This is a genomic window from Providencia alcalifaciens (assembly GCF_020271745.1).
In the GTDB taxonomy this organism is placed as follows: Bacteria; Pseudomonadota; Gammaproteobacteria; order Enterobacterales; family Enterobacteriaceae; genus Providencia; species Providencia alcalifaciens_B.
On sequence record NZ_CP084296.1, the window covers coordinates 3,529,529 to 3,556,373 of the forward strand.

Sequence of the window (26,845 nt, forward strand, 5' to 3'; positions counted from 1 at the left end):
GGGAAATATTCCCCCGTCTTTTATTAAACGTTATTCAGCTAAATCCAACTGAAAATGATGTTTCTTAATATAGTGACGCAGATTATTACGAATATAGTCACTCTTATCTAATGGGTATTTTTCCGACGCCACCACACTATACGCCTCCACCCCGTCAGCAAGTTCAGGTGAACGTGCGACGCCCTGGGAATCATAGCTAATTGATTATTTTGATTGATAATTATGTTTAAATCCTCTAAAAATTGTTGCTCATAAAAAAGGCTCCACTTTATGAATAATAAAGGGAACCTTAATACAAGCATAAAACGCAAATATTACCGATTACAGCGGGTCAATTTTCAAACAGGATACCGCATGCTTGAAACTTCCTTCTAGTAATGGGCGGGTTTTAGCGCATTCCGCGTCAGCGCTTGGGCAACGTGTTCTGAATACACAACCTGAAGGCGGATTAATGGGCGATGGTAATTCCCCTTCAAGCAGTTCAATTTGCTTATTTTTTTCCTTATCTGGATCCGGTACTGGTACCGCAGACATCAATGCACGTGTATAAGGGTGTAATGGGTTATTATACACTTCATCATAAGTCCCCAGCTCCACCGCGTGCCCTAAATACATCACTAATACGCGGTCAGAAATGTGTTTTACCACCGCAAGATCGTGGGCAATAAAAATTAAGGAAAGCTTCATTTCCCGCTGAAGTTCTTGCAGTAAATTCACCACTTGCGCTTGGATTGACACATCTAAGGCAGACACTGGCTCATCACAAATCACCAATTTAGGCTCTAAAATCAGTGCTCGCGCAATCCCAATACGCTGACATTGGCCGCCTGAAAATTCATGAGGATAGCGGTTGATCAGGTTGGGCAGTAACCCCACTCGCATCATCATTTTTTTCACTTTTTCAGTGACTTCTTTATGTGGCATCTTAGGATGATAGGTTTTTAGTGGCTCCGCGATAATATCTCCAATGGTCATCCTTGGGTTTAAGGATGCCAGTGGATCTTGGAAAATCATTTGGATATCGCTGCGTACATTGCGCCACTGTTTATCATTCATGGTGAGCAAGTTTTGCCCTAACCATGTCACCGTGCCGCTGGTGGACTTCACTAAACCAATTAACGCACGCGCAAATGTGGATTTACCACAGCCAGATTCTCCCACCACGCCCAAGGTTTCCCCTTCGTATAAACGTAGTGTCACCCCATCGACGGCTTTTAAGCTTTTATCCGGCTGCCAGAACCACTGTTGTTTATCTCTGATGGAAAAATGCACTTTTAAGTCATTGACTTCCAGCAGCACCTGCCTATTTTCTTGGCTCATACTAATTCCTCCACAGGCTTAAAGCAGGCACGTAAACGTGATTGTGCAAAACTGGTTAATTGAGGCTCTTGCTCTACGCAATGCTGGTTTGCATATTGGCAACGCGGCGAGAACGGACACCCTTTTGGTAAGCGTAATAAGTTTGGCGGGTTACCTGGAATCGTGGCTAAATTATCGTCATCCCCATCTAAGCGCGGCACGGCCGCTAATAAACCCAGCGAATATGGATGAGATGGCTGATAGAAAATATCTCGTGCGCTGCCATACTCCATCGTGCGCCCCGCATACATCACGAGTACCTTGTCACACACTCCGGCGACAACCCCTAAGTCGTGGGTAATTAAGATGATCGCGGTATCAAATTCCTGCTTCAGTTCATTCAGTAATGTCATGATCTGCGCTTGTACCGTGACGTCCAATGCAGTTGTCGGTTCATCGGCGATCAGCAATTTTGGTTGACACAATAGCGCCATCGCAATCATCACGCGTTGGCGCATGCCCCCTGAAAATTCATGCGGGTACATGTTCATACGTTTACGAGCTTCCGGCATTTTTACCGCATCCAGCATACGCACAGATTCTTCAAAAGCCTCTTTTTTGCTCATCCCTTTGTGCAGCATCAACACTTCAGATAGCTGCGTACCAATTTTCAGGTATGGGTTGAGAGAGGTCATTGGGTCTTGGAAAATCATGGAGATCTCTTCCGCACGCATGCGGTTAAGCTCTTTCTCCTTGAGGTTTAAAATCTCACGCCCATTAAACATGGCGGAGCCACCTACACGACCATTTTTTGCCAGCAGCCCCATCAAAGCAAAAGCGGTTTGGGATTTACCCGAACCAGATTCACCCACAATTCCCAGCGTTTCCCCAGCACTCAATTCAAAATTGAGTTTATTCACCGCCGTCACCCCCCCATCTTGGGTGGCAAATGTGACGTTTAAATCCTGCACCGATAATAAAGGGCTTTTGCGTGTCGAATGTTCCATAAATTAGCCCCTTAGCGATCTTTCGGGTCGAGGGCATCACGTAAGCCATCGCCGATAAAGTTGAAACAAAACAGCGTGATAACTAAGAACCCTGCGGGGATCAACAGTAACCACGGCGTGACCTCCATAGAGTTAGCACCATCACTGAGTAAAGCCCCCCAGCTACTGAGCGGTTCTTGAGTTCCTAGACCAAGGAAGCTTAAGAATGATTCAAATAAAATCATACTTGGGACTAATAATGATGCGTAAACCACGACAACACCCAGTACGTTAGGTACGATATGACGCAGGATAATGTGGCGTGTGCTGACACCGCAAACTAATGCCGCTTCAATAAACTCTTTGCGTTTTAGCCCCAACGTTTGCCCACGTACGATACGCGCCATATCTAGCCATGACACCATCCCAATGGCGACGAAAATCAGTAGGATATTGGTACCAAATAACGTCACTAACAAAATAACGAAGAACATGAACGGGAAGGAGTTTAAAATCTCCAGTAAGCGCATCATGATAGAGTCGACTTTACCGCCCACATAACCTGCCAGTGAGCCATATAAGGTGCCGACCACCACCGCGACTAATGCAGCCGCAACGCCAACCATTAAGGAAATTCTTCCACCAATCGCCACGCGCACAAGTAAGTCGCGCCCGGAAGCATCGGTACCAAAATAATGCCCAGTTGCCCAATCAGGTGGCGTTGACATCATTTCCCAGTCCGTATCGTCATATAAAAATGGCGATAACATCGGGGCAAAAATCACAAACAGCGTAATGCAAAACAGCACACACAGGCTGACAATCGCCGCACGGTTATGCATAAAGCGTCGTCTTGCATCTTGCCAAAGACTGCGCCCTTCAATATCCAATTGCTCAGAAAAGTTTTCCAGAGCTTCACTATTTTTGTTGTTTAATAGCATAGTGTTTCTCCGGTCTTAGTAACGAATTTTCGGGTCGATGACGGCATACAGCACATCGACGATGGCATTAAAAGCAATGGTCAATACCCCAACTAAAATTGTTAAGCTAAGCACTAACGAATAATCACGGTTTAATGCACCATTGACGAACAGCTGTCCAATTCCTGGTAAGCCGAAAATGGTTTCAATTACCATGGAACCCGTGATGATCCCAACGAATGCAGGCCCCATATAAGAGAGTACCGGCAGTAATGCTGGTTTTAACGCATGGCGGAAAATAATGGTACGCAGCGGTAATCCTTTTGCACGCGCAGTACGAATAAAGTTTGAATGCATGATCTCAATCATCGAACCACGGGTAATACGCGAAATGCTGGCGATATACGCCAAAGAGAGTGCTACCATCGGTAAAATTATGTGCGTGACGTTACCACCATCCCACCCCCCACCGGGGAGCCATTTCAAGTGAATGGCAAAAATCAGCACCAAAAGTGGTGCCACAACAAAGCTTGGGATGACAACCCCCGTCATGGCGAATCCCATGACTGTAAAGTCCCATTTCGTATTCTGATTTAATGCGGCAATCACCCCCGCAGTAACACCAAATAACACTGCGACCACAAAGGCTGTGGCGCCTAATTTTGCAGATACCGGAAAGGCTTTCGCAACTAAGTCGTTGACGCTGTAGTCTTTATATTTAAAAGAAGGACCGAAATCCCCTTGAGAAAGTTGGAATAAGTAGCTGAAATACTGCTTATACATTGGATCATTAAGGTGATATTTCGCCTCAATGTTGGCCATCACTTCAGGTGGAAGTTTACGCTCGCCAGTAAACGGGCTGCCCGGCGCTAATCTCATCATGAAAAATGAGATGGTAATAAGAATAAATAAAGTCGGAATTGCTTCAAGCAAACGACGCAAAATAAATTTAAACATTGCCCTTTCCTACTTCTATTGCCATTTAGGCTAATGGCTGGCTCACAAGAAGCCAGCCTGTTGTGATTAGTGTTTGATGATATACAGATCTTTAGTATGTAAGTTATCTAATGGATCTTTACCCGTATATCCACCCACATAAGGCTTCACTAAGCGGGTATTCACATAGTAGTAGAGAGGCACGATAGCAGAATCTTTATCTAAAAGTTTTTCGGCTTGTTGGTACAGCTCAGCACGCTCTTCATCCGTTTTCACCCGAAGTGTTTTCTTCATGGTGTCATCGAAATCTTTGTTTTTATAATGCACAGTATTGTTACTACTATAAGAAAGCAGCATGTTTAAGAAGGATGACGGTTCGTTATAATCCGCACACCAACCTGCACGCGCTACGTCATAGTTACCTTGGTGGCGACTATCTAAGAAAGTTTTCCACTCTTGGTTTTCCAGTTTCACCTCAGCGCCAATGTTTTTCTTCCACATTGAGGAAGCTGCAATAGCGAGACGCTTATGCAAGTCTGACGTGTTATACAGTAAGTTAAATTTCAGTGGATTTGCTTTGTTGTAACCCGCTTCTTCCAGCAACTGTTTGGCTTTTTCATTACGCTGCTCTTGGGTCATATTGGCATACCAATCTGGTTTTTCTGTTTTCATGCCGCTTGCAAATGGTGGGGTAAATCCATAAGCCGGAATATCTCCCATTGCTTTGATTTTCGTGGCAATCACGTCTCTGTCCATCGACAGTTTTAGCGCTTCACGAACACGAGGATCATTAAATGGCGGTTTTTCATTATTAATTTCATAGTAGTAGATACACATGTATGGGCTTACACGCAGATCTTTTGGCATAGTTTGCTGAATAGTTTTAAATTGTTCGATAGGTAAGTTAGTGTGAGTCATATCAATTTCACCGCTGCGATAGCGGTTTACATCCGTCACTTCTGAGGCAATTGGCAGGAAAGTGACTTGGTCAATGACAGTGTGAGCATTATCCCAATAGGTTGGGCTACGATCCAAAATAATACGCTCGTTAACTGTCCAATCTTTTAATTTATAGGCACCATTTCCAACGAAATTCGCAGGTTGAGTCCATTTAGTACCAAATTTTTCAACCACGTTTTTATTCACTGGTGACATCGATGGATGAGCTAATAACTTAGGAATATAAGGGACAGCCTCACTTAAAGTCAGAACTAAGGTCTTATCATCCAGCGCTTTAATGCCTAACTCTTCTGGCTTTTTCTTACCGGAAATCACATCATCAACATTTTTCACATGAGCGTACTGTAAATAGCTCGCATATGGGGACGCTGTATCCGGGTCAGCCAGTCGGCGCCAGCTATATACAAAATCTTCTGCCGTGACAGGGTCACCATTTGACCATTTGGCATCGTCACGAATTTTAAACGTCCACTCAGTAAAATCTTTATTTTCCCAGCTCGTGGCAGAGCCTGGTAAAATTTCCCCAGCAGGACCAACGATGGTGATACCTTCAAATAAATCTCTTGAAAGATGGGATTCTGGCACCCCTTCAATTTTATGCGGATCAAGGGATTGGGGCTCTGTTCCGTTATTACGAACAATATTTTGTTTTTCAGCCAGTTCGACACCCGCGGGAACCACTGCACCATAACTTGTCGCCATCGTCCCTGCCATTAATCCAGCAGCAACGCTTAAAGCAACAAATGTCTTATTCAGTAATTTGCTCATTATTTCGGTTACTCCCATACTATTGTGTTGGTTGTGTTGTTGATACACCTGCCTACTTGGTCAGTAAGCAATTATTTTGTTTATTACAAAATTATTAATTAGTAGAATTAATATATAACCGCTTAATATCCATGTAATCAAGAGGGTCTTCACCTTTAAATCCTCCGATTGTGGGCTTGATCATCCTTGCACTCACACGGTAATAAACGGGAACCAGCGCAGAGTCCTTATCCAGCAAGGTTTCTGCCTGTTGGTAAAGCTGTTGACGTGCTTGGTCATCCGGTGCCGTTAAAGCCTCTAATAGCAGTTGGTCATAGGCTTTATTTTTATAGGCCGCCGTATTGTTACTGTTTTCTGATAGTAATGAATTTAAGAATGCAGAAGGTTCATTGTAATCAGCGCACCATGTTGCTCTTGCAACCTGATAATTTCCTTCATGGCGATTTTGCAGTGTGGTTTTCCATTCTTGATTTTGTAATGTTACCTCTGCGCCAATATTTTTCTGCCACATGGAAGCGGCTACAATCGCCTGCTGTTTATTTTGGTCTGAGGTGTTATACAGCAGAGTAAACTTGAGAGGATTTTTGGCGCTATATCCGGCTTGTGCGAGCAACTCTTTCGCACGTTGATAACGCTGTTCTGGCGTGAGCTTTGCCCATTCTGGCTCGGCAAAATTACCATTATGGATAAACGTTGGCGTAAAACCGTAAGCAACCGTCTGTCCTTGATCGATAATTTTATTGGTAATGGTTTCTCTGTCTAAACCTAATTTAATGGCTTCTCGTACTCGAGGGTCGGTGAATGGTGCTTTTTGGTTATTAATTTCATAATAAAACGTACACAAATACGGGCGAACATACAGTTCGTTCGGCTTCTCCGCTTTCATCTTTTTGAACAGTGTTGGTGGAATAGCCGAATTACTAATATCAATTTCCCCACTGCGATAGCGGTTGTTATCACTAACTTCAGAGGTAATGGCTAAGAATGTCGCTTGGTCAATCTGCGTTTTTGCATCATTCCAATATAGTGGATTACGCTTGATGATAATGCGCTCGTTGACCGTCCACTCATCCAAGACATAAGCACCATTACCCACAAAGGAACCCGGTTGAGTCCACTTATCGCCATACTTTTCAATTGCTTTACGGTTAATAGGTTTCATTGAAGTATGGGAGAGCATATCAATAAAATACGGGACAGGATGGCTTAACGTGACTTGCAAATGTTTATCATCTAACGCTTTGACACCCAATGATTCTTTGGGTTTTTGACCTTTTAAAATAGCGTCTGCATTTTCGATATAAGCATTTTGTAAATAACTGGAATAAGGCGAACCGGTTTTAGGATCTGCTAAACGCTGCCAACTATATACAAAATCCTCTGCAACAACGGGAGTGCCATCACTCCACTTGGCATCATCTCGTAGGGTAAATGTCCATACGGTGTAATTTTCATTTTGCCAATGAGTTGCCATACCAGGAACCGCGATACCATCAATATCGTCGTAAACCAGTCCTTCCAATAAATTTAAAATTATATTGCCTTCAGGTACCCCTTCGACTTTATGAGGATCGAGTGAAGTCACTTCTGACCCGTTGTTAACCACTATTTTATTGATAGATGCTTTATTGATGGACGCCTTATTTGACTGAGAGTTATCGGGGATTGATGAAGCTTGAGCAGAAATCGCTAATGAGAAAATGAGACAGGAAAGTAAACTGTGCTTGGTAGTAAGTTTCATCGTTGCGCCTTCTCCATTTCATAGTTACGGTTTTTCAGTTAACGTTTCAACGTATGTTGTTTGGTACGCCTCCACATTGTTGATTTACTGCTGCTCTAGTCACTGTTTCCTAAGTTGTTTTCTAATTTAACTACCAAAAGCTTTCCTTAACGGTGCAATTTTGCTCAGAAAGCTTATAAAAAAAAGTTATAAAAAATTACATTTATTTAACATTTCAAATTAAGGGGCCCATTTGAAAGGGTTAATACACTTTATTGAATTTTAAATACTCAAATAAAAACAATTAGATAATAAAAAATCTTAAATAACTCTTAAAATCTTTATCAACAATTATCCAAACATATCATTAACAATCTCTAATGAGAATAGTGAATAAATTTACGCAGCTCACATTTCCTTACTTTTTATGCCTGATTTTGCAAAAAGTGCGACACATAATCACATGTCAAACTTATCGCGCAGAGGAACTATTATGGTTGTACAGAACAAACCAAGATAGTTGAGTGAATATTTTGAATTCGAAAGGAATACTGGAATAACGGGAAAGGCGGATAAGAATAGCCGTCTCGTAAGACGGCTAAATAACACTCACTATAAAAGTCCTGGAAATAAGGCTTTAATACCTGTTACAGCGATTTCGATACCTAATGACATAAGTAGTAGGCCCATGATACGAGTAACAACGTTGATACCCGTTTGCCCTAAATAACGAACCAACAAAGATGCAGAGCGGAACAACAGCCAACAGCAAAAAGCGAACAAAATACTGGTTAATGCTAAACCAATAAAGTTCTGCCAGCCCGTCCAACGCGATGACCAGACAATGCACGAACTGATTGCACCGGGACCCGCCATTAATGGAAGCGCTAACGGCACTACGCCAATACTATCACGCACTGCGGTTTCCGTTTTTTCTTGTTTGTTCTGTTTGTCCTCACCAATTTTACCGCTGATCATCGATAATGCGATGGTGACAATCAAAATTCCCCCCGCAATACGGAATGAGTCAATTGAAATGCCAAACAGCTGTAATATCGAGTCCCCCACCAGCAACGATGTACAGAGAATAATTGCGACTGATGAGTTGGCTATCGTATTGGTTCTATTGCGGCTAGCAACGGTTTGATAGTTTGTCATACTAATAAACACAGGAAGGATACCAACCGGGTTTACCAACGCAAATAGACCAATAAAAAATTTAATATAGCCTGATAAATCAAGTAATGTTGCGCTCACCCATTAATACCCTCATAAAATTCTTAAACAAGAAACGCTTACCTGAACTAATTTTATCACTGAAATTGCTAAAATCCTTAGTTAAAGAACAATTTTGTGCATCTTAGTAGAATTATTTATTACAGATGATCTGAACATCCAAAAATGGATGATTTATTCACCTCTTTTTAGCGATAAATTAATCATTTTTTTGCAAATCAATAGACCCCGTAAAAACGGCTTGCTGAATGGAGTCAGCTTGCATGTTTTGTGATTTAGATCACTTTATTAAATTCCCTTTTTGTTAATCTATTCATCAACTGATGAATGCAGTGATTAATCAGTTAATTTTTACTTTTTGAGCTATTTATCTGAGATTTATAAGCCAATTAGCATGAGCGAAAAGCATTATTATTAAATTTATCTATACTGTTGTTTTGGATGGTTGTTTTAGATGCTCTAATCACAACAGCTTTTTTTAGATTCTTTGCTCATTGGCTTAAAAATTTTAACTTTATCAGGAGTAATCTATATGTCCGTAACAAACGTTACTGAACTCAATGAACTTGTTGCTCGTGTCAAAAAAGCTCAACGTGAATTTGCCAGCTTCTCTCAAGAGAAAGTCGATCGTATTTTCCGCGCCGCTGCTCTTGCTGCTGCTGATGCACGAATTCCATTAGCAAAACTTGCGGTTGAAGAGTCAGGAATGGGGATTGTTGAAGATAAAGTGATTAAAAACCACTTCGCTTCTGAGTATATCTACAACGCATATAAAGATGAAAAAACCTGTGGTGTTCTGTCTGAGGACCCAACCTTTGGTACCATCACCATTGCCGAACCAATTGGTATTATCTGTGGTATCGTTCCAACCACTAACCCAACCTCTACCGCAATTTTTAAATCATTAATTAGCTTAAAAACTCGTAACGCAATTATTTTTTCGCCACACCCTCGCGCTAAAATTGCGACCAACCGTGCAGCTGAAATTGTATTGAATGCGGCCATTGAAGCTGGCGCACCAAAAGATATTATTGGCTGGATTGACTCTCCTTCTGTTGAGCTGTCCAATGCACTGATGCACCATCCTGACATTAACCTGATCTTAGCAACAGGTGGTCCAGGCATGGTAAAAGCAGCTTACAGTTCCGGTAAACCTGCAATTGGTGTTGGTGCGGGTAACACACCAGTTGTTATCGATGAAACGGCGGATATCAAACGTGCTGTTGCCTCTATCTTAATGTCAAAAACATTTGATAACGGCGTAATTTGCGCATCAGAACAATCTGTTGTTGTGGTTGATGCGGTTTATGATCAAGTCCGTGAGCGTTTCTCTACCCACGGCGGCTACCTGCTGCAAGGTAAAGAGCTCAAAGCAGTACAAAATATCATTTTGAAAGATGGCAACTTAAATGCGGCTATCGTGGGTCAACCTGCATTTAAAATTGCAGAAATGGCCGGTGTTGTCGTTCCTGAAACAACTAAGATCTTAATCGGTGAAGTCAAACTTGTTGATGAGTCAGAGCCATTTGCCCATGAAAAACTATCCCCACTCTTAGCAATGTATCGCGCTAAAAACTTTGAAGATGCGGTAGAGAAAGCTGAACAGTTAGTGGAAATGGGCGGTATCGGTCACACTTCTTGTCTCTATACTGACCAAGATAACCAGCATGACCGTGTCAGCTATTTTGGCGAAAAAATGAAAACGGCGCGTATTTTGATTAATACTCCTGCATCTCAAGGCGGTATCGGTGACCTGTATAACTTTAAACTGGCACCATCTTTAACCTTGGGCTGTGGTTCTTGGGGTGGTAACTCCATCTCTGAAAACGTGGGACCAAAACATTTAATCAATAAGAAAACCGTGGCAAAAAGAGCTGAAAATATGTTGTGGCATAAACTTCCTAGTTCAATCTATTTCCGCCGTGGATGTCTTCCAATTGCTTTAGAAGAGATAGCCACTGATGGTGCTAAACGCGTCTTTATCGTGACCGATAGCTACTTATTTAATAATGGCTATGTTGATGAAATTGTAGATGTTCTGAAAAAACACCATATTGAAACCGATGTTTTCTTTGAAGTCGAAGCTGACCCAACATTATCCGTTGTGCGTAAAGGTGCAGCTCAAATGCAAGCCTTCCAACCGGATGTGATCATTGCCTTAGGTGGTGGTTCCCCAATGGATGCTGCCAAAATCATGTGGGTAATGTACGAACATCCAGAAACACACTTTGAAGAATTAGCATTACGTTTTATGGATATCCGTAAACGTATTCACAAATTCCCGAAAATGGGTGTGAAAGCAAAACTGGTCGCTATCACCACCACCTCAGGCACAGGTTCAGAAGTGACACCATTTGCCGTTGTGACGGATGATAAAACAGGTCAAAAATACCCATTAGCGGACTATGCATTAACTCCAAACATGGCAATTGTTGATGCTAACCTCGTGATGAATATGCCTAAATCCTTAACCGCGTTTGGTGGTTTGGATGCAGTAACTCACGCATTAGAATCTTATGTTTCTGTTCTGGCAAATGAATTCTCTGATGGCCAAGCACTCAAAGCACTGACCTTGTTAAAAGATTATCTGCCAGCAAGCTATCATGAAGGGGCAAAAAACCCAGTAGCAAGAGAGCGCGTTCATAATGCAGCAACATTAGCCGGTATTGCTTTTGCTAACGCCTTCTTAGGGGTTTGTCACTCAATGGCGCATAAACTGGGATCGGAATTCCATATTCCACACGGTTTAGCAAACGCCCTATTGATTTGTAACGTAATTCGTTTCAACGCAAATGATAACCCAACTAAGCAAACAGCATTCAGCCAATATGACCGCCCTCAAGCACGTCGCCAATATGCTGAAATTGCAGACCACTTAGGGTTAACCAAAGCAGGTGACCGTACAGGTGCGAAAATTGAACGCTTGCTGGCTTGGTTAGAAGAAATGAAAGCCGATTTAGGCATTCCTAAGTCTATCCGTGAAGCGGGTGTTGCCGAGGCAGATTTCTTAGCTCGCTTAGATAAGCTGTCTGAAGATGCATTTGATGACCAATGTACTGGTGCTAACCCACGTTATCCGCTAATTTCTGAAATTAAACAGCTATTACTGGATTCTTACTACGGTCGTGAATTTACTGAACACAGTGCGGAGCCAGCGGCCCCAAAAGCTGAAAAGAAAAACACCAAAAAATAGTTAATTTATTGATGGCATAGCCATTAATACATAAAAAAGGCTTCAGAAGATTTAGGGTTTCCCTAACAATTCTGGAGCCTTTCTCGTTTTTCCATCCTTACACTGCCCAACTGACCGGGAAAGTGCCTTTTTATTTCAGTTAGCAGCCATTAAATCAACAAAGCCACAGCACGATAAACTGGTGTAATTTACTGTGGCACGTTCACTGTTATTGAAAGTTTATTGCCGTTGAGCAAATTTAAAGAAAATGACGCTAGAAGCGTGTTTCCAATCAATGTTCCTTTCAACGAGAAAATAATTATTTTGTTGTGAAAAATAGCCGCTCTATCTATATGGCTTTCGATAATATTTCAAGCAACAGTATTTCTGTAGGCAGAGACGGCCATAGAAGGTGGTTTGAACTAGCCCAGAATCATCACAAAGAGTGTTCTTTGCCTAGATCATACCAATAGAATGCAGGAGGTTTCAGACCGTTTAAATCGGCTTTGAATAAACTGAAACAGTGAAAAGCTAAATTTTATTTTATCTACTGTTTCGAACCGATTTACATTTTTGATTATAAATATTGAGCCAAAATGTGAAATTAAACTGGCATAAAAAGAAAGCCCCATGTTAAAAACATGAGGCTTATCAAATCTTATTCAACCCGTTTTTATCCTATGAATGCTAAAATTTTATCTGCATGCATCCTTTTTAAAACTAGCGAACTGAGAATTTTATTAACGCATTTACTTTATTTGACAAAAATATCTTAATAATCTGATATTCCTATTTGTAAACTATATGACTCATTAATCTTAATAAATGCTTATTTGAAGTTAAACGGTATTTTTTCAATTGCCCCACTATTCATTAATTGAGCTTGCTTGATGGCATCTGAGTAATGCTTTCGGCAAACTGAGATATACTTTTCATTCCCCCCAATATCCACTTGAGCCCCTTCATATACTGGTATGCCATCACCACCAATCCGTAAAACTTTATTTGCCTTACGTCCGCAATAACAGACAGTTTTTAACTCAACGAGTTTATCTGCCCATGCTAATAAATACTGGCTTCCTGCAAATAACTCTCCGGAAAAATCTGTTCGTAAACCATAACAGAGTACCGGAATGTCTAAATTATCGACAACATCACATAATTGCTCTACTTGCTGTTTTGTCAAAAATTGGCATTCATCAATAAGTACGCAATGTACTTTTTGAGCATCATTCTCGTTTTTGATAATTTCTGTCATATTCGTTATAGGTGAAAATAATAACGCATCCGCAGATAAACCGATCCGCGAAGATACCTTACCCTGACTGAAGCGGTTATCAATTTCAGCGGTAAAAATCAACGTACGCATTCCACGTTCGTGATAGTTATAGGAAGATTGTAATAATGAAGTCGATTTACCCGCATTCATCGCAGAATAATAAAAATATAGCTGTGCCATTGGGCGGTTCCCTAAAAAATAATATTCGCGAATACTTTAGCATAAAGGCTTTTTAAGATTAACTTAAACCTATGTAGATAAGTAAGTGTATGAATTCCCATCCATCACTATGTTAAATTAGTTCCTTTAGATCACACATTATCTGTGTTGTAGACAATTAATCTCAAACTGATATTAACTTTATCTGGTATAGCCATTGGCACATATTGCCAAATTTATTCTGTCAAAAAAAGAAAATTTCCGTTAAAGACATGCCTTGATACATCGACAAACAAAAGGAAACGGTTATCGCTAGCTATTAATATAAAATTTAGTAGCACTTTATAATTACCTTTTTTCATTAGTACCGTTATTGATAATAGAGCAATTTATAGCAACGAAAATTTTTATAATTCTTTTGTAAAAAAATTGCATTCGTTAAAGATAACTTTTAAACTACCGAAGTAATTTAGCTATTGCAGAATTTAAAATAGCACTCTATTATTACTGTACACATGCCAACATATAAAATTGAGACCAGGAAAATGAGCGAATCATTAAAAGCATTAAATAACATCCGTACGCTTCGTGCTCAAGCACGAGAAGTGACTTTAGAATCTTTAGAAGAAATGCTGGAAAAATTAACTGTCGTTGTTGACGAACGTCGTGAAGAAGAAAGCCAAGCTCGCGCTGAAGTCGAAGAACGTAATCGCAAACTGGAAAAAGTTCGCGAAATGATTTTAGAACAAGGTGTAGATTTAAATGACCTTCTGCAAACTATGGATTCTAGTAAAAGCACCAGCACTCGCGCTAAACGTGCTGCTCGTCCAGCAAAATATAAATATGTAGATGAGAACGGCGAAACTAAAACTTGGACAGGCCAAGGTCGTACTCCAGCAGTAATTAAAGTCGCAATCGAAGAACAAGGTAAATCTTTAGACGATTTCTTAATCTAATATTGATAGCCCTTCAAATTCTAAACACCCTTTTTATAAGGGTGTTTTTATTTATAATAGCCTTATTATTACCCACTTATCATCTCCTCTACTCCATTCACCCTCATCTATTTCTAATCAAAAAGAATGATACAAAATAAAATACACGTTAAAGTAAAGTTACGTAATTTAATCAAATGGTATTCTTTAAGTTCCCTCCAAACACCCTACTCCAATTAATTTACGCGCCAAACGAGTTATACCGATTTATATTATATAACTGACATTTAATGACACTTAATGACACTTAAAATCCGAGTACTTCTTTTTACATATTCCCATAAAAATTATCCATAAAAAAAGCTAACCATAACGGCTAGCTTTTATCTGCACAACAAAGATTAGTATTTTAATTAGATTTCGATGATGAATCTAAATTAGCAGCTAACTCTTTAATCCACGCGGAAAAATCATTTCCTAGTGTATCGTGTTGCATGCCATATTCTACAAAGGCCTTCATATAACCTAATTTATTTCCGCAGTCATGACTTTTACCACATAAGTGGTACGCTTCAACGGGTTCCTTATTTTCCATCATTAATGCGATAGCATCCGTTAATTGGATTTCATCGCCAGCACCTGGTGCTGTTTTCGCTAATGCATCCCAAATTTTTTCGGATAATACATAACGTCCCACGATAGATAAATTGGATGGTGCTTCATCACGTTTTGGTTTCTCAACCATACGGGATATAGGTTTACTATCGCCCGGTTGTAAAGTGACACCGTTGCAATCCACAATTCCGTAGTTAGAAACATCTTCTTCTGGTACTGGCTCAACTAAAATTTGGCTAGCCCCAGTAGTTTCGAAATGTTCTAACATCTCTTTAAGGTTGAATTTTGTTAAATCAGTACTGTAGCGGTCTAAAATAACATCCGGAAGGATCACTGCAAAAGGCTCATTACCAACTAATGGCTTAGCACACAAAATGGCATGGCCTAAACCTTTAGCAATGCCCTGACGTGTTTGCATGATAGTCACATGACTTGGGCAAATGGATTTAACTTCATCCAATAATTGTCGCTTAACTCGCGCCTCTAAGATAGCTTCAAGTTCAAAGCTGGTATCAAAGTGGTTTTCAATAGAATTTTTAGATGAATGTGTCACTAGTACAATTTCATTAATCCCTGCGGCAATACACTCATTAACCACATACTGGATTAAAGGTTTATCAACAACTGGCAGCATCTCTTTAGGAATAGCTTTCGTCGCTGGAAGCATACGTGTTCCTAAACCTGCTACAGGGATTACCGCTTTACGCACCTTGCGTTTGATCATCTCGAGAACTCCAAAAATTTAATAAGCACCGTTTATATCTTCAATAAACTATACTGGCGCGTTTTTAGTGCGCGCCAGTATATCAGGATTCATTATTGAATAAATAGAGATAGACTCGCTTAGGATAAATAGAACCTAGATTCATTAAGTAAGTGCATTATTTCTGAGCATCGGAATTAAACATTAACTTAATTTTCTGATTAGAATTATGAATAAGACACATCCAATTCTCACCTTGAAAATCTAATCGATTTGAATGGTATGTTTTTAGCGTGCCTAACGGAACATTGCGTGCTAGATGGTAATGATGCTGCTCCGTCGTAATATTAGCTTCCAGCCCTGCACTCGCCAAAATCACATTTTTAGACTTGGTATTAAAGTAACCCAGTAATAATGGAAATTGACCAGAAAAACCAGAATCTTCCAGTAAGTGGTTTATTTGATTAATAATATTCTCAATTTGAGGTAACTTTTTATCTCGGTTGCTCACCGCACTCTTTAACAAATCATTAAACACAACACGAATTAAAAAAGCCGCCATCACCCCTTCTTGCGGGGAGCGTTCTATATCAATGCAATAAAACCCGATTTGCTCTTCAGATATTGCCGCAATGTCTAACAGCAACCCAAAACGATTCGCTTCATTTAATTGCCTATAGTTTATCTTATAGCCATTTATAACCTGCACCACTGGGGGCTGTAATTGTTTCAAAATGGCTAACATATCCAATTTGTCATTACTCAAAATGTTCGAAATATTTTGGATTTCATTTTCGATGAGTGTTTCAGAGTCATATTGTTCTGGGTACAGTGCCGCATGAATCGTCACTTTCACTTCATCAAGATTTTTTATTGGCTTTAATAAAGCATCTTTCGCACCAAGACGAAACATTCTATCTAATTGCGTGAAGTCTGTGGTTGCCGAAATAACAATCACAGGGACGTTAATATTACGCTCCACCAGCTCCACCATAAATGATTCACCATTCATGATGGGCATATTGAGATCGCAAAGAATGACATCGGGAGTCACCTTTTGTTGCGTAATCAGGTCAAGTGCAAGCGCACCGTTATCCGCGATGTAGACTTCTGTTTCTAAACTTTCGAGGTATTCACGAAGAATAGTACAAAAAATTTTTTCATCTTCAACTATGAGTATTTTTCTATTTTTCATATCATACCTACCACGACAAACTTGGTTTAATAAGTAATATATTCTGACGACAATAGTCATATTGTAAAATCATTAACGACTATATTTTTTAAGTATAGTTATTTTATCGAGAAAAGAATGAGCCAATCTTTAAAAAATAATTGTAGCTGCGGTCATCCTCTGCCGTTTGACCAATGCTGCTCTCCGCTGTTGCTTGGGCAGGTTATTGCTGAAACCCCAGAGCAATTAATGCGTTCACGATACAGCGCCTATGTCCATCACAATGCAGATTACCTCATCAAAACATGGCATCCAGATTGCCAAGCACAAGAGTGGCGAGAGGCTATCTTGGATAGCTTTGAACAAACTGAATGGCTGGGACTGCGTATCATTAGTTCTTCTCATGTTAAAAATTCTGACGAAGCTTATGTCGAATTTTCGGCTTGCTTTATTGATGAAAAAGCTGATCATAAACAGCTTATTCACGAACGTTCCCGTTTTCTTCGCATTGATACACAGTGGTATTACATTGACGGAATAACACCAAAAGTTGGGCGCAATGATGATTGCCCATGCGGCTCAGGAAAAAAATTTAAGAAGTGCTGCGATAGTTATTAATTCTCTGTTTATCAATTCGTATATTCATTGCATAAATTACGATGAATCTAAATTATTGGGCTTTAGTCAGTTAAGGATTAGGCAGTTCCATGCAACACAAAAATGTACAGAAAAAAATTCTCAGAACCATTTGTCCTGATGCAAAAGGATTGATCGCTAAAATCACCAACATTTGCTACAAACACCAGCTGAACATTATCCAAAATAATGAGTTTGTTGATCACCGTACTGGCCGTTTCTTCATGAGAACGGAACTGGAAGGGATTTTTAATGATGAAACCTTACTGGCTGATTTAGATGATGCATTACCGGAAGGATCTAAGCGCGAATTAAACTCTGCCGGACGTCGCCGCATTGTTATTATGGTCACAAAAGAGGCGCACTGCCTTGGTGACCTTCTGATGAAGAGCGCTTACGATGGGTTAGATGTCGATATTGCAGCCGTTATCGGCAACCACGATACGTTGAAAAATCTTGTCGAGCAGTTTGGTATTCCATTCCACCATATTAGCCATGAAGGGCTAACGCGTGAACAGCATGATGAGAAGCTCACTGCGCAGATTGATCAATATCAGCCTGATTACGTTGTCCTCGCAAAATATATGCGGGTGCTAACCCCTGCTTTCGTTCAACACTACCCTAATCAAATTATTAATATTCACCATTCATTCTTACCAGCATTCATAGGCGCACGTCCTTATCACCAAGCCTATGAGCGTGGCGTTAAGATAATTGGAGCTACCGCTCACTTTGTAAATGATAATTTGGATGAAGGTCCAATCATCACGCAAAACGTTATCAATGTGGACCACACATTTACTGCGGATGATATGATGCGTGCCGGTCGAGACGTTGAAAAGAACGTACTGAGCCACGCTTTATATTGGGTATTGGCACAGCGCGTCTTTGTTTATGGAAATCGAACCATTATTTTATAACAGAACACATCGGTTATTAATTGTATTAATTTGTTGATTTATCACGCATTAAGATTAAAAAATCAACATTTAGACTTTTTTTTTCAATTAATACTTTACAGGGGCGCGTCATTTGATATGATGCCGCCCGCTGTGAACGATTACAGCAATTCAAAATCTGGTGGGATACCCAAGCGGCCAAAGGGAGCAGACTGTAAATCTGCCGTCACAGACTTCGAAGGTTCGAATCCTTCTCCCACCACCATCTAAGCAGTCTCTTTTCCAAGTTTATCAACTACCCCAATAAATCGATTTAACACACTTGAATGTGATTTTGATTTATAAATATAACAGTCGCTTTTATCCAAAATTCCATTTAATGAGATATAGATCAGCGACCTATCAATCAGCTCATCCTCAGGATAGTGGTCAATAATCCCGATAAAATCACCGTCTTGAATGAAACTCTGACAACACCCAATATTGTCCATCTGCCGTATGCTGGATTTACTCTCTGCGGTTTCAACTTTAGCGAGCAAGTCACTCATCAGTGAGCTTTTATAAAATGAAGGATCGCATAGCCAAGTACTTTGCTGTAGTAATACGACAACATCATGATTAAATTTCTCATATAACTCTTTTCTGCAATAAATACCTAAAGGTGCATTTTCTATTTTTTTTTGCAATGAAAATCTTTCACTAATGACTAATTCAGAACTTAGAATTAAAGTATTCCCATCATAATCGACAATCTCATCTACCTCATCATAGTTAAATCTTAATATATTAACCTGTACATTATTCTTGTGTGCCGCTTGATATAAATTAATTAGATGATTTTCCTTCCCCCAGTCATAATAAATATTAGCTTCATTGACGATATAACCAGAAAAATGTTTTTTCGTTATTTCTTTCTCCTGCAAGTAGAGATCTCTAAGATCGTTATAAAGTTCTTGGCCATCCTTAGTTAATGTCATTCCAAATTTTTCTCGTTTAAAAAGCCGTTTACCCAAACTCGTTTCAAAGTCTTTTATGGATTTTGCGATGGGGGGTGTCGTGCGGTTCATCACCCTTGCAGCCTTGCTTAGCGAGCCATTCTCAACAACTGCCATAAACGCCTCTAATTTTCTTGAAAAGAACATATCTATGACCCCATTCTATTTATTGAAATGTAAACCAACATGATTATTTTAAATAACAGCATGTTGATTAACCCATAATCTTCCACATCAAATAAAAATTTAATAAATTTTTTCATTTGATGGTTAACAATATTTCATAAAAGTATTTTTATAATTTCCAACATAGCAAAGCAATATATTATATTGTTTCATTTGATTATTTTTTATTGCCCCACCATTAAATCACATTAAAATATAAATAACCAACTGACTTTAAATGAACTTTTCAGTAGTTAATTATAAAACTAACAAACATTTTTTAATTAACAGCCATAGATATATTATTATTAAAAATTAAAATTCCCTAATAAATTATGGGCAATTATATAAACAAAAAATATTTAATAGTTACACTATTGTTAGCTTCTGATAGAATCCCTTCAGTCATTTTCAAAGCAATGGGTAATAAGTAACCATGAAATTTATCTCGTTCAACATTAATGGTCTAAGAGCACGTCCTCATCAACTGGAAGCAATTATTGATAAGCACCAACCTGACGTCATTGGGTTACAAGAAACAAAAGTCCACGATGATATGTTCCCTTACGAGGAAGTCAGCAAATTAGGCTACCATGTTTATTTTCACGGTCAAAAAGCCCACTATGGCGTAGCATTACTCCTCAAAAATGAACCAATTGCCGTTAGGAAAGGGTTTCCAACGGATGATGATGAAGCTCAGCGCCGCATCATCATGGCTGATATTCAAACTAGCGAGGGGGTTCTGACCGTCATCAATGGCTACTTCCCTCAAGGAGAAAGCCGTGACCACCCAACCAAATTTCCAGCAAAAGAAAAATTCTATCGTGATCTGCAAGATTACGTAACATCAACGCAAACCGCAGACTCACAGTTGCTGATTATGGGCGACATGAACATCAGCCATACCGATTTAGACATTGGCATTGGCGAAGTTAACCGTAAGCGTTGGTTGAAAACAGGAAAATGCTCATTCTTACCTGAAGAGCGCGAATGGCTGGATAGACTACTAAGTTGGGGGCTTGTTGATACCTATCGTGAACAGCATCCAGATACCACCGATTGCTACTCATGGTTTGATTATCGCTCCAAAGGCTTTGACGATAATCGAGGTCTGCGTATTGACCTTCTGCTGGCGTCTAAGAAACTCGCCAGCCGTTGTAGCGCAACAGGTATTGATTACGACATCCGTGGCATGGAAAAACCGTCTGACCACGCACCAGTATGGGCTGAGTTCAACCTTACTAAGTAGCCCCGCGCATCTCTTTATAGGGCATAATCATATGCCCTATGCTTTCCCTCTAGATATCTTTTCTACATTCGTCCTTAGTGCACACTAAACTCAATTAGTGAATTGAATAACGGTTGTTGACCTCTAGGCAATACGGATTGTAGCGTCGGGCCTCTTTCTTGCTTATCAAACAGAAATTCAATTAATAATCCCATCAAAATTATTGCTTAGCGTTCTAAAATTTAGAAATCCACTGCACTTATTCTGATGGTGATGATTTTTTCCCTTTACTCGCACTCGCTTTTTTTGTGCCCTTCTTTGCCCCTTTGCTATTAGCTACGGGAGGCAATTCACGAAATGCGCGCAAGTTTGTATATTGACGAGCTTGTTGAATTAAGTTAATTAACGTCTGGCTCAACGGTTGCATAAAATCATCGTAACGGGTTTGCTTTTCGCTGATCTGCGTTAGCCTTGATTCCCAGTGAGCCGTCATATCGGGCAAAGTCGCCATATCGGGTAAAACATGGATCAGTGCTCGCCCAGCGGGTGAAGCGTGAATATAGCGCCCTTTTTTAAACAAAAATTGACGTTTAAATAGTAGGTCAATAATCCCCGCTCGCGTCGCTTCGGTACCTAAACCATCTGTTTCACGTAATACTTTTTTTAATGCTTTATCCTGTACAAAACGGGCGATCCCCGTCATAGCAGACAGCAGTGTTGCATCGGTAAATGGGCGAGGTGGTTGAGTTTGCCGTTCGACCACTTCCCCTTTTTCACACAAAAGTTCATCGCCTTTTTTCACGATAGGCAATGGCATGCCATCGTTTTCCGCATCGCGCTCTTTCCCGCCTAACACAACTCGCCATCCCGCTTCCGCTAGAAAACGCGCTTTGGCATTAAATTTGCCGTTTTCAATGTCTAAATCAATAGTACATTTGCGGTAAACCGCATCAGCCATAAACTGGATAATGTACTGACGAGCAATTAACTGGTACACATTGCTTTCATTTTCAGTTAAACGCACGGCGGCGGTTTTAGCGGTCGGAATGATGGCATGGTGGGCATCCACTTTTTTATCATCCCAACACCGGTTTTTCTTATCCAGTTCAGGTAATTCAAATTCAGTTAATGCGGGTTGGTGTACCGCAATTGCGTTTAATACCGCATGACGCCCGGCAAAATGCTCATCCGGTAGATAACGACTATCCGAACGCGGGTAAGTGATAAGCTTATGGGTTTCATACAGTTTCTGGCAAATGTCCAGCACCTCTTGGGCACTTAAACCGTATTTTTTGGCAGCTTCAATCTGCAAGGCGGATAATGAAAATGGCAATGGTGCAATCTCAGTTTCCTGCTTATCTTGGTATTGCGTGACAATTGCTGGCTTGCCTTCGATGCGAGAAACCACATGTTCCGCTAATGGGCGATGAATTAAACGCCCTTCTTCATCTTGAAAATCGATGCAAGATTCACTTGGCTGCCAAATTGCCACAAAGTGTTCATCTTTTGGCGTGACAATGTGCGCTTTAACTTCAAAAAAGTCTTTGGGTACAAAGTGTTCTATCTCTTCGTCGCGCCTAACGACCAACCCCAATACAGGAGTTTGTACGCGCCCAACAGAGAGAACCCCTTGGTAACCACCTCGCTGTCCTAATAAGGTATAGGCGCGAGTCATGTTGATTCCATACAGCCAATCTGCACGAGCGCGGGCTAATGCAGATACACATAACGGAATAAATTCACGGTTTTCACGTAAACGATCAATCGCTCGCTCAACAGCTTGAGGGTTCAAGTCGTTAATTAAACAGCGCTTCACGCTTTTGCGTTTTTCGGGATCAAGCTTGAAGTAATCCAGCACCTCATCCACCAGTAGTTGCCCCTCTCTATCGGGATCTCCTGCGTGGACAACGACGCTGGCTTGCTTAAGGAGCTTGTCGATAGTGTTTAATTGTTTGGTTACTGCGGAACGGGGCTTCAATTGCCATTTCTCAGGGATGATTGGCAAATCTTGTAAGTTCCAACGGGCATAACGCGGATCATAAGCATCCGGTTCAGCCTGTTCTAAAAGATGCCCAATACACCACGTGACCATCTGGTCATCACCACATTGAATAAAACCATCCCCTTTACGATGAGGTTTTGGTAGTACATCCGCAATGGCCCGTGCAAGACTGGGCTTTTCCGCAATAAACAAACGCATAGATTAATCGATCACTTCAATTAAAGGCACACCGTTTTGTGCAGGTAATAATTTTCCAACAGACTGTAACAAAACACCTTGCTGCTGTGCAATCTCTTTAATTTTAGCGACTTCCGATGATTTAACGGCGATGAGTAACCCACCTGACGTTTGTGGATCACACAACAGTTTGCGCTGCAGGTCACTCATTGGTCCAATTAAGTGGCCATAACTATCAAAGTTGCGCTGAGTTCCACCTGGTACGCAGCCCGCTTCAATGTATTTTTCGACATCAGCAAGTTTTGGTACTTTGCTAAAGGAAATCTGAGCACGAACACCAGAACCTTCACAGATCTCACTTAAATGCCCGAGTAGACCAAAACCCGTCACGTCCGTCATTGCCGTCACGCCGTCTAAAGGAGCAACAACCGCGCCGAACTTGTTCATTTGGCACATGGTTTCAGCAGCAAGGTGTGCATGTTCTGGCGCTAACACACCTTTTTTCTCCGCCGTGGTCAGCACGCCAATACCTAACGGTTTGGTTAGGAACAGTTCGCAATCTGCGCTCGCCGCACTGTTTTTCTTCACATAATCCGTGTTCACGACCCCTGTCACCGCTAAACCAAAGATAGGCTCTGGTGAATCGATAGAATGACCGCCTGCCAGTGAAATACCCGCATCCGCGCAAGCAGCTCGTCCTCCTTCAATGACTTCTCGAGCCACTTCTGGTGGTAATTTAGCAATAGGCCAGCCGAGGATCGCAATCGCCATAATCGGCTTACCCCCCATCGCAAAAATATCGCTGATGGCGTTCGTTGCAGCAATACGTCCGAATTCAAATGGGTTATCCACGATAGGCATAAAGAAGTCAGTGGTACTGATAATGCCGATGCCATTACCTAAATCATAAACTGCGGCATCATCTTTGGTTTCATTACCTACTAATAAGTGCGGATCATGAAATTTAGCTTGTTCAGTATGTAAAATTTGCTCTAACACTTTTGGTGCAATTTTGCATCCGCAGCCAGCACCGTGGCTATATTGGGTCAGTCTAATTTTTTCTGTCATTATCTGTCTCTTTAGAAATAGGTCACAAAGCCTGTCATATCAGGTTGTTGAGCTTTTGCAGGTGCTTTTAATTCTGGGGTACCTAAATAAAGGAAACCGACGATATGGTCATTTTCTTCACAGCCTAAACCATCACGTACAATCGCGTCTTCCGTCCATGAGCCTGAACGCCAAATACCACCAAAACCTTGAGCTAAGGCAGCCATTTGCATAGCTTGTACGGTGCAGCTTGCGGCAACAATTTGTTCCCACTGTGGCACTTTGGGATGATCTTTCACTTTCGCAATCACTGTAATGATTAATGGTGCACGAAATGGTGCATTACGCGCTTTTTCTTCAACTTCCGCACCTAACTTACCTTCTACGGCTGCTTTTTCAAGCAGTTGGCTAAAGCGAGCGATACCTTCTCCTTGCATAACAACAAAGTGCCATGGCTTTAATGCTCCGTGGTCTGGCGCTCTCATTCCTGCGGCAAGAATATTGTCGAGTTGTTCGCCTTGTGGCGCTGGAGTGGTTAAGCGTGAAGCTGAACGGCGGTTCAACAAAAGGGTTAATGCATCCATATTGATCTCCGATTAAGAGTAAGCTGATGTAGTGCTCAGCAAAATAGAAATACCATCAGGCTATTGTACAACGCCCACAATGGTTTTGTTATGAATAATCCTATATTAGATTAGTTGGTATCTGTCATCGTTTGATGCTGTATAGGATTAAATCTATTGATTAATCTATCTATTAATCATCTGTCAAATAGATGATATTCTAAATCATTCGCGCGTCATCTTATGCCGCCAACCTGATTGATATCCTCACACTGGAGAAAAAATGCGACAACTCTGGGATATTTTTGCCACCGTTTTTAAGTTTAGCTGGCGAGTCATTAATTTCATTCGACAATTTATTTTCAACGCAATTTTCTTCGTGTTGCTATTTTTAGTGATCGGCTCTTATTCTCTCTTGCAATCTGACAGCAAGCCAGAAAAAAACTATTTTGGTGCACTGGTTGTTGATCTACAAGGTATTGTTGTTGACCAAGTCTCTTCCCCGGATCCTTTCGGGCGCATGAGTCGCGAATTGCTGGGTACCGCGAATAACTTAATGCAAGAAAACTCGCTATTCGATATCGTCGATACCATTCGTACCGCCGCTGACGATGACCGCATTACAGGTCTAATATTACGTTTAGATAATATGGTTGGTGCTGATCAACCCTCCATGGCATACATCGGTAAAGCGATTGAAGAGTTTAAAGCCTCTGGGAAGTCAGTCTATGCAATGGGCGATAGCTATACGCAAGCTCAATATTATTTAGCTAGCTTCGCAGATGAGATTTATCTCGCACCACATGGCGCCGTTGGTATTTACGGTTTCTCAACGGATACACTGTATTACAAATCTTTATTAGAAAAACTCAAAGTAAGCACCCATATTTTCCGCGTTGGTACCTACAAATCTGCGGTTGAACCGATGATGCGCGATAATATGTCACCTGAGGCCCGTGAAGCTAACCTGCTTTGGTTAAATACCTTATGGGATAATTATTTAGGATCTATCGCCGAAAATCGCCAATCTAAAGTTGAGCAAATTTTCCCGGGAGCGGATAAGCTCATTACACAACTTCGTGCCGTCAAAGGTGATACGGCGCAATATGCTTTACAACAAAAGTTAGTGGATAAGATTTACACCCGCGAACAGGCCGAAAATGTGTTCTCGAATCAGTTTGGTTGGAATAAAGAAGATAAAACATTTAATGGCATTAGCATCTATGATTACTCCACTAACATTGCAGATACGAGCAACAGCGAGGGTAATATTGCAGTTATCGTAGTGCAAGGTGCTATCATGGATGGTCCACAAACTCCAGGTATTGCCGGCGGCGAAACTCTCGCAGCTCAAATCCGTGATGCGCGTTTAAATGAAAATATTAAAGCCATCGTATTACGTGTTAATAGCCCTGGGGGAAGTGTCAGCGCTTCCGACTTGATCCGCAGTGAATTAGCTGCAGCCCGTGCTGCGAAGAAACCTGTCGTCGTATCAATGGGTGGCATGGCTGCATCAGGCGGTTACTGGATCTCAACTCCAGCAGACTACATTATTGCTAGCCCAAGTACTTTAACTGGCTCTATCGGTATTTTTGGTGTGATCAATACCTTTGAAAACTCATTAGAATCCATCGGCGTTTATACTGATGGCGTTTCGACTTCACCATTAGCCGGCGTTTCTGTCACTAAAGGGATCAGTCCTCAATTTTCCGATATGATGCAAATCACCATCGAGAATGGCTACCAAACCTTTATTGGCTTAGTCGCGCAATCTCGCCATAAAACACCGGAAGAAATCGATAAGATTGCCCAAGGTCGTGTTTGGATTGGTAAGGATGCCATGAAGATTGGTTTAGTCGATGAGCTCGGTGATTTCGATGATGCCGTCGCAAAAGCCGCGGAGTTAGCGAAAGTAAAATCTGTCGAACTGGATTGGATGCAACCGGAACTGTCCTTTATGGATCAGTTGATCCTTGAACTGACAAGTAACGTTCAAGTCATGATGCCTGATGCATTGCAAACATTCCTGCCGCCAGCGGTCGCTACTGATATTCGCCGCCAAGCTCAGTTTTTCTTAAAAATGAACGACCCACAAAATCGTTACGCATTTTGCTTAAACTGCGCGGAAATTAACTAATTATTCATTTCCACCCATGGCTCCCCTCTCAAGTCAACCTTAGAGGGGCTGCCATTCGCGGTGAATCACGCTGGCGTAAACTGAAGTTTCCATCACAACAATCTGCAATATCTTGTTTTATCCATAGATTATCT

The 26,845-nt window shown here is 41.0% G+C and carries 20 protein-coding genes and 1 tRNA gene; 7 read left to right on the forward strand and 14 right to left on the reverse strand.

Annotation, left to right across the window (positions count from 1 at the left end; translation table 11 throughout):
• Positions 1-321 precede the first annotated feature (321 nt).
• From oppF to LDO51_RS16255, 7 genes are all read right to left on the reverse strand, one after another.
• Complete coding sequence (oppF, locus tag LDO51_RS16225) at positions 322-1,320, reverse strand: murein tripeptide/oligopeptide ABC transporter ATP binding protein OppF (RefSeq protein ID WP_225575405.1); 999 nt, start codon at positions 1,318-1,320, stop codon at positions 322-324.
• Positions 1,317-2,306, reverse strand: coding sequence for an ABC transporter ATP-binding protein (locus tag LDO51_RS16230; protein ID WP_225575406.1), 990 nt, complete (start codon positions 2,304-2,306; stop codon positions 1,317-1,319). The genes oppF and LDO51_RS16230 overlap by 4 nt, the downstream gene beginning before the upstream one ends.
• Before the next feature lie 11 nt (positions 2,307-2,317).
• The gene (oppC, locus tag LDO51_RS16235; RefSeq protein ID WP_225575407.1) at positions 2,318-3,226 is read right to left on the reverse strand and encodes an oligopeptide ABC transporter permease OppC; all 909 of its coding nucleotides are present in this window, start codon (positions 3,224-3,226) and stop codon (positions 2,318-2,320) included.
• Between the two features lie 15 nt (positions 3,227-3,241).
• Entirely contained in the window at positions 3,242-4,162 is a 921-nt protein-coding gene (gene oppB / locus LDO51_RS16240; RefSeq protein ID WP_225575408.1) for an oligopeptide ABC transporter permease OppB, read from the reverse strand.
• A 66-nt stretch (positions 4,163-4,228) separates the two neighbouring features.
• The gene (gene oppA / locus LDO51_RS16245) at positions 4,229-5,815 is read right to left on the reverse strand and encodes an oligopeptide ABC transporter substrate-binding protein OppA (protein ID WP_423810986.1); all 1,587 of its coding nucleotides are present in this window, start codon (positions 5,813-5,815) and stop codon (positions 4,229-4,231) included.
• A gap of 148 nt (positions 5,816-5,963) precedes the next feature.
• Positions 5,964-7,610, reverse strand: a complete 1,647-nt coding sequence (locus tag LDO51_RS16250) for an ABC transporter substrate-binding protein (protein ID WP_225575410.1) — start codon at positions 7,608-7,610, stop codon at positions 5,964-5,966.
• A gap of 591 nt (positions 7,611-8,201) precedes the next feature.
• Complete coding sequence (locus LDO51_RS16255) at positions 8,202-8,846, reverse strand: YchE family NAAT transporter (RefSeq protein WP_225575411.1); 645 nt, start codon at positions 8,844-8,846, stop codon at positions 8,202-8,204.
• 511 nt (positions 8,847-9,357) lie between these two features.
• On the opposite strand from LDO51_RS16255, the gene adhE reads away from it, so the two are divergent.
• Positions 9,358-12,018, forward strand: a complete 2,661-nt coding sequence (gene adhE / locus LDO51_RS16260) for a bifunctional acetaldehyde-CoA/alcohol dehydrogenase (RefSeq protein WP_225575412.1) — start codon at positions 9,358-9,360, stop codon at positions 12,016-12,018.
• A gap of 808 nt (positions 12,019-12,826) precedes the next feature.
• Here the strand turns inward: adhE and LDO51_RS16265 are convergent.
• Positions 12,827-13,456, reverse strand: coding sequence for a thymidine kinase (locus LDO51_RS16265; RefSeq protein ID WP_225575413.1), 630 nt, complete (start codon positions 13,454-13,456; stop codon positions 12,827-12,829).
• Between the two features lie 524 nt (positions 13,457-13,980).
• Between LDO51_RS16265 and hns the strand changes: the two genes are divergently transcribed.
• Complete coding sequence (gene hns / locus LDO51_RS16270) at positions 13,981-14,391, forward strand: histone-like nucleoid-structuring protein H-NS (protein ID WP_225575414.1); 411 nt, start codon at positions 13,981-13,983, stop codon at positions 14,389-14,391.
• A 388-nt stretch (positions 14,392-14,779) separates the two neighbouring features.
• Here hns and galU read toward each other — a convergent pair whose 3' ends face one another.
• Entirely contained in the window at positions 14,780-15,709 is a 930-nt protein-coding gene (gene galU / locus LDO51_RS16275; RefSeq protein ID WP_225575415.1) for a UTP--glucose-1-phosphate uridylyltransferase GalU, read from the reverse strand.
• Positions 15,710-15,866: 157 nt separating this feature from the next.
• Entirely contained in the window at positions 15,867-16,883 is a 1,017-nt protein-coding gene (rssB, locus tag LDO51_RS16280) for a two-component system response regulator RssB (RefSeq protein WP_225575416.1), read from the reverse strand.
• Positions 16,884-17,000: 117 nt separating this feature from the next.
• On the opposite strand from rssB, the gene LDO51_RS16285 reads away from it, so the two are divergent.
• The 3 genes from LDO51_RS16285 to LDO51_RS16295 all read left to right on the forward strand — a co-directional run bounded on the left by LDO51_RS16285 (position 17,001) and on the right by LDO51_RS16295 (position 18,662).
• The gene (locus LDO51_RS16285; RefSeq protein WP_225575417.1) at positions 17,001-17,480 is read left to right on the forward strand and encodes a YchJ family protein; all 480 of its coding nucleotides are present in this window, start codon (positions 17,001-17,003) and stop codon (positions 17,478-17,480) included.
• An 89-nt stretch (positions 17,481-17,569) separates the two neighbouring features.
• The gene (gene purU / locus LDO51_RS16290; protein WP_036956491.1) at positions 17,570-18,418 is read left to right on the forward strand and encodes a formyltetrahydrofolate deformylase; all 849 of its coding nucleotides are present in this window, start codon (positions 17,570-17,572) and stop codon (positions 18,416-18,418) included.
• Between the two features lie 159 nt (positions 18,419-18,577).
• Positions 18,578-18,662: transfer RNA gene (locus LDO51_RS16295), tRNA-Tyr, on the forward strand.
• A gap of 1 nt (position 18,663) precedes the next feature.
• Here LDO51_RS16295 and LDO51_RS16300 read toward each other — a convergent pair.
• The gene (locus LDO51_RS16300; RefSeq protein WP_225575418.1) at positions 18,664-19,539 is read right to left on the reverse strand and encodes a LysR family transcriptional regulator; all 876 of its coding nucleotides are present in this window, start codon (positions 19,537-19,539) and stop codon (positions 18,664-18,666) included.
• 454 nt (positions 19,540-19,993) lie between these two features.
• On the opposite strand from LDO51_RS16300, the gene xthA reads away from it, so the two are divergent.
• Complete coding sequence (gene xthA, locus LDO51_RS16305; RefSeq protein ID WP_225575419.1) at positions 19,994-20,806, forward strand: exodeoxyribonuclease III; 813 nt, start codon at positions 19,994-19,996, stop codon at positions 20,804-20,806.
• A gap of 238 nt (positions 20,807-21,044) precedes the next feature.
• On the opposite strand, the gene LDO51_RS16310 is transcribed toward xthA, so the two are convergent.
• Genes LDO51_RS16310 through LDO51_RS16320 form a run of 3 tightly spaced genes read right to left on the reverse strand, consistent with a single transcriptional unit; the run spans position 21,045 to position 24,595 of the window.
• Positions 21,045-22,985, reverse strand: coding sequence for a DNA topoisomerase III (locus LDO51_RS16310; RefSeq protein ID WP_225575420.1), 1,941 nt, complete (start codon positions 22,983-22,985; stop codon positions 21,045-21,047).
• A gap of 3 nt (positions 22,986-22,988) precedes the next feature.
• Complete coding sequence (gene selD / locus LDO51_RS16315) at positions 22,989-24,032, reverse strand: selenide, water dikinase SelD (RefSeq protein WP_225575421.1); 1,044 nt, start codon at positions 24,030-24,032, stop codon at positions 22,989-22,991.
• 11 nt (positions 24,033-24,043) lie between these two features.
• Positions 24,044-24,595 carry an NAD(P)H nitroreductase gene (locus tag LDO51_RS16320; protein ID WP_225575422.1) on the reverse strand — a complete coding sequence of 184 codons (552 nt, stop codon included), beginning with the start codon at positions 24,593-24,595 and terminating at the stop codon, positions 24,044-24,046.
• 262 nt (positions 24,596-24,857) lie between these two features.
• On the opposite strand from LDO51_RS16320, the gene sppA reads away from it, so the two are divergent.
• Positions 24,858-26,711, forward strand: a complete 1,854-nt coding sequence (gene sppA / locus LDO51_RS16325) for a signal peptide peptidase SppA (protein ID WP_225575423.1) — start codon at positions 24,858-24,860, stop codon at positions 26,709-26,711.
• The last annotated feature ends 134 nt before the right edge of the window (positions 26,712-26,845 follow it).